Genomic DNA, 3,022 nt, shown 5'->3' on the forward strand with positions numbered 1-3,022 from the left:
CTGCGGGGCGGGGGCGGGCGCCTGGGCGGTGGGCCGCGCCGGCAGGGCGGCGCGCACGGGGGCCGGGGCCTGGCCGCGCGGGGCCGGGGCCGGCTCGGACTCGGCGGCACCGGGGGCGGCCGCCTCCGGGGCGGCGTCCTTCACCGGCTTGCGGACGACCACGGGCGGGATCGGCCGCGAACCCGGGATGTTGATCCGGATCCGGGTCGTCAGGGTGGTCTCGGTCTTCGGCCCGTCGGTATCGGGCGTGGACGGGTTCGAAGTCACAGCATTCTCCTCCGGGGCGGGCGCGGACTGGCCGGTTCCATACGGCGGCGTACCCGAGGGGTAGGCGGCTCCACCGCGCCCTGGGGGGCCGGGGGACGAACTGTCAGTTTCACGACTCAAGGCAGGTTCTCCCGGTTGGCTCCGCCGCCCGTCATACCGTGCGCGGGCTGCTCGGCGGCCCGTCCACCATACTGGCCGCCGCCCGCGCGCAACTGTCCCCGGGGAATGAAAGGTTCCTCTTAGCTCTCCGGACACCCGCCACCAAGGGCCCGTCAAACCCCCGCAAGCCGCCCCCGATCGGAGGTCGCGGGAGTTCAGCGGCCCGCCGTCAGCCCGGTTTCGAGGCTGAAACCGGCGGTTCCACGGGACCGCGCATCGTGGCGCAGATCACAGCGACCGCGCTTCCCCCCAAAAGGTACGCGTACATACCCATTCCGGAGGAACCCAGCAGGAAGTCCCCTTCGGGGCGCGGGACCCCGAGGAGGACGTACGAGAGGAACCAGCCGGCCGCCGCCACGCCCACGCCGAGCCCCCCGCCGAGGGCGATCCGGGCCCCGAGGAACAGCCCGAGGAGGGCCAGCACGGCGAGCAGCAGCCCGGCGGGGAACCACAGGTCCACCACGAGCCAGCCGGCCAGGCCGGTGGCGGTGCCCGCGACGAGCAGGCCCAGCAGGGCGGCGATCCGCCCGGCGGTCAGCGCCGTGGTCACGCCTCCACCCCCGCGAAGAGGTCCCGCTCGCGCTCGCCGGCCGGGGCCCCGGACTCCCCCACGGCCAACTCGTAGTACTCGCGGGCGAACAGCGGCTGGGCCAGGTCGTTGGAGAGGGCGAAGAAGGGACCGTCCACGGCGATCTGGGTGGCGTGCGCCCGCATGGCGGCCGCCTTGGCCTCCACCAGCACCCGCTCGCCCTCCGCGTCGGCGATCTCCGCGGTGATCCGCCCGTCCGGGACCACGCCCGGCACGTCGGCCGGGGTCGCGAGGCCCGGGAAGGGAAGTTCGGCGCCCAGCTCGCGCAGCCGGGCGAAACCCTCCTCGACGGCGGAGAGCGGGACCCGGTTCCAGTAGACCTTGGCGATGGCGTGCGGGGTGCCCAGCTCGGGCCGGTAGGCGGGGTCGGCGGCCAGCTCGGCGCCGCGCATCGCGACGCGGTGGGCCTGGATGTGGTCGGGGTGGCCGTAGCCGCCGTCCGGGTCGTAGGTGACCAGGACCTGCGGGCGCAGTTCGCGGATGACCGCGACGAGGTGGCCGGCGGCCTCGTCCACGCCGGTGGCCCAGAAGGCGCCGGGGCGGGTGTTCTGCGGGGCGCCCATCATCCCGGAGTCCCGGAACCGGCCCGCGCCGCCGAGGAAGCGGTGGTCGGTGACCCCGAGCTCCTTCATGGCGGCGGCGAGCTCGCCGACGCGGAAGGGGCCGAGGGTGTCGTCGCGGTCCGGCGCGAGGTGGGCCAGCTCGGGCGGGATGACCTCGCCCTCCTCGCCCAGGGTGCAGGTCACCAACGCGACATGGGCGCCCTCGGCCGCGTACTTGGCCATCGTGACGCCGTTGTTGATCGACTCGTCGTCCGGGTGCGCGTGCACGAGGAGCAGACGACGGGCGGGAAGACCGTTCATGGGGTCAGCCTACGAGGCCGCCCTACAGCTTGAGGCCACTGATCATGCTCGCCACGTTCGACGTGAGCTGGCTGAGGGTGGGAGCCACCGTCGAACTCGCCAGGTAGAACCCGAGCAGTACGCAGACGAACGCGTGCCCCGCCTTCAGTCCCGACCTCCGGACCAGAAGGAAGACGACGATCGCCAGCAGCACCACGGCCGAGATCGATAGTGCCACGGCGTTTCACCTCCATGTCGAGCGGACATCGGTACGCGTACTCGTGCTCGGCGATTCATACCCACCGTGCGCTACGGATCATAACTATCCGTACCAGCGCATCGGTCGAATTCCGGCAGCACGAGGGGCGCATACCGCGCACGACCGGGGGCGCGGAAGAGCCGAGGGGGAGTCCTGCGCGCCCGTCGACGCCCCTACGGCCGTATTCCGCCCCGCCCGCCGGGACCGGAACTCGGGGCAGAATCGGTCAAGTCGCCCCCGGTAAAGGAGGTTTGGAACCGAAACCACACTCTCCGAGGAGGCCGTGTGGGGTGGCTGGAAATAATCGGTCCCTCAGGCGCTTTCCAGCCCGGCCCTACTGCTCCTTCAGCGGGGCCGGCGGGGGCGCGAGTTCGCCGGGGGCCGGGACCACCTGCCGCTCCGCCGCGAAGTGGCAGGCCGACGGATGGGCCGCCGGGCCCGTCGGGAAGACCGGCGGGACGGTCAGCGGCGGTACCTCCGTGGCACAGCGGGATTCGGCCTTCCAGCAGCGGGTGCGGAAGGGGCAGCCCGAGGGCGGGTTGGCCGGGGAGGGCACGTCACCGGAGAGCAGGATCCGGTCCCGGTGGGCGCGGGCCCCGGGGTCGGGCACCGGGACGGCGGAGAGCAGGGCCTGGGTGTAGGGGTGGGTGGGGTGGTCGTAGATCTGGGTGTCGGTGCCGGTCTCGACGATCCGGCCCAGGTACATGACGGCGACCCGGTCGGAGATGTGCCGGACGATCGACAGGTCGTGCGCGATGAACACGTACGCGAGGCCGAGATCGTTCTGGAGGCGTTCGAGGAGGTTGACGACCTGGGCCTGGACGGAGACGTCGAGGGCGGAGACCGGCTCGTCCGCGACGATGACCTCGGGCCGCAGGGCCAGGCCGCGGGCGATGCCGATGCGCT

General features: G+C 72.8%; 4 protein-coding genes and 1 pseudogene. All 5 read right to left on the bottom strand.

Annotated elements, in window-relative coordinates; all coding sequences use genetic code 11:
- Positions 1–387 (bottom strand): annotated as a pseudogene (locus VR44_RS46205) (hypothetical protein); the annotation flags it as partial.
- Between the two features lie 208 nt (positions 388–595).
- Complete coding sequence (locus tag VR44_RS37995; RefSeq protein WP_045952241.1) at positions 596–976, bottom strand: DUF6113 family protein; 381 nt, start codon at positions 974–976, stop codon at positions 596–598.
- Positions 973–1,878: an N-acetyl-1-D-myo-inositol-2-amino-2-deoxy-alpha-D-glucopyranoside deacetylase gene (mshB, locus tag VR44_RS38000; protein ID WP_045952242.1), complete on the bottom strand. Its 906-nt coding sequence runs from the start codon at positions 1,876–1,878 to the stop codon at positions 973–975. Before mshB ends, VR44_RS37995 begins: the two co-directional genes overlap by 4 nt.
- A 22-nt stretch (positions 1,879–1,900) precedes the next feature.
- Complete coding sequence (locus VR44_RS38005; RefSeq protein WP_045952243.1) at positions 1,901–2,095, bottom strand: hypothetical protein; 195 nt, start codon at positions 2,093–2,095, stop codon at positions 1,901–1,903.
- Between the two features lie 355 nt (positions 2,096–2,450).
- On the bottom strand, positions 2,451–3,022 hold a 572-nt coding region (locus VR44_RS38010; protein WP_045952244.1), incomplete at its 5' end, for an oligopeptide/dipeptide ABC transporter ATP-binding protein.

The organism is Streptomyces katrae (assembly GCF_000966975.1).
GTDB lineage: Bacteria > Actinomycetota > Actinomycetes > Streptomycetales > Streptomycetaceae > Streptomyces > Streptomyces katrae.

What these genes read in the sequence shown, in the direction of transcription:
- mshB (WP_045952242.1), bottom strand. Translation starts at nt 1,878, where the DNA reads ATGAACGGTCTTCCCGCCCGTCGTCTGCTCCTCGTGCACGCGCACCCG.